The 1,688-nt window shown below is 73.6% G+C and carries 1 protein-coding gene and 1 pseudogene; both read right to left on the bottom strand.

Annotation, left to right across the window (positions count from 1 at the left end):
- Positions 1-929 (bottom strand): annotated as a pseudogene (locus AC5LSR_RS23995) (hypothetical protein); the annotation flags it as partial.
- A 229-nt stretch (positions 930-1,158) separates the two neighbouring features.
- Positions 1,159-1,688: hypothetical protein (locus AC5LSR_RS23990; RefSeq protein WP_493469077.1), on the bottom strand; the 530-nt coding region annotated here is incomplete at its 5' end.

Below are 1,688 nucleotides of genomic sequence, written 5' to 3'. Positions count from 1 at the left end.
GCGTGACCGGCCCGCAGCGCGAACAGGGTCGCCGCCAGCGGGCGGCCCACTGCCCGGAACGGGCGGGGCGCCAGGTCGAAGGCGGTGCCGGCCCGGTCGAGCGCGGATTCCACGTCACCGCGGCGGGCGTCGGCGGCGGCCAGATGGGCGAGCGCGACCGCGACGAACCCCGGACGGTTCATCGCCGTCAGCGCGGGCAGGGCGACGTCGGCGTAGTCCGTGGCGGCGCTGTGGTCACCGGCCGCCGCGGCGGCGATCACCCCGTGGTAGGCGACCTCCACCGGGTGGACGGCACCGGGATCCTCCCCGCCGGGGGTCCCCCGCTGCTCGGCCGGCAGCGCGAACGCCTGGCCGATCGCCCGGTCGGCGATCCTGGCCACCTCGTCGGGACGCCCACCGGGCAGGACCGCCATCGCCCGCGCCTGCAACGCGAGCGCGGCAATGGCCACCGGGGTGCCGTCGGCCCGGCGCTGGCCATCCATGGCAAGCCGCAACGCCGACTCCGGATGCTCCTCGTACAGCTCGATCATTCCGGCGATCTTCCGGGCGTAGCCGACGGCTAACGCGTCGCCGGCGGACCGGCCGTGCCGGTAGGCGGCCTCGGCGAGCCGCCGGGCCTGGTCGATCCGGTCGGTGTTGAACAGCGCGTCGGCGCGCAGCGCCTCGACATGGGCCAGGGTGGCACCGGCGGCCCGGCGCTGCGCCGGGGCCACCCGGCGCTCGGAGAGGCGGACGACCTCCGCGTAGAGGGCGTCCAGCCGCGGCAGGGATTCGGTCAGCGGAATGTCCTCGTACTCGCAGACCAGTACTCGGAAGCGCGTGTCGACGTCCGCCAGCTCGTCGACGAAGGGCGACATCGTCACTGCGCCGCCAGCGGCGAGAGTGGCCAGAACGGCGAGCTGACGTCGGCTCGGGGCCCCTGTATCCACCGTGATGACCTCCCTGACCTGGGCTTCTGGCCAGTGTCGGGCCATCGTCTCTGATCGTGCTGTTGATTGAGCATGCTTACTCCCCGTGTCGCTACGATCTGTACATATAACCGTAGCGACACGAGACGCTTGCGGTAAGTAAACAGGAAGGCATGTCTCGGGCCAGGTGTGTTCTCCGTCCCGTCCCGATGCGCTCTCCCCGGCGCGCCTCCCCCCGGCGTGGCGGTCCTCAGGGGCGGGCTGGCGCGCTCGCCCGAGAACGCAGCACAAGGGAGCCCACGAACAGACCAACGCTGATCGCGAGCTGCGCGAACCACCAGGCCGCCACATCGTGATGGCCCGAGGCCGGGCACAGCGCCGAGAGCGCCACAAGCCCGGCGCCCGCGTAGGTCGCCGCCCCGAGCCCCCAGCGGCGGCCGGCAAGCAGTGCGACGAAGGCCACGAACAGCAGCACCAGGGTGACGTCACCGATGGCCCCGATCAGGACCGGCGTCCGCTCCACCGCCTGCGGGCCATCGGGAACCGGCTCGATCATCGTGGCGACGACGGTCCCGACGGCGAGAACGACAGCCCACCAACGCAGCACAGCCGGCCGGACAGCACCGGCGGCAGCCGGCCCCACCCGCGGCCTCGACCCCGCCGGCACCGACAAGGGGGACGAGCGCAGGGCATCCGGACGCCCCTGCCAGCCCTCGGCTTCCCGCCCGGCCAGCCGCACACCCCCACCAGCCCCGCCGCTCCCGCCGGCCTCACCCGCTC

This window comes from Protofrankia sp. CiP1_Cm_nod4, from assembly GCF_982290645.1.
The sequence above is the reverse complement of the archived record's forward strand: the minus strand, read 5'-3'. Positions and strand labels throughout refer to the sequence as shown.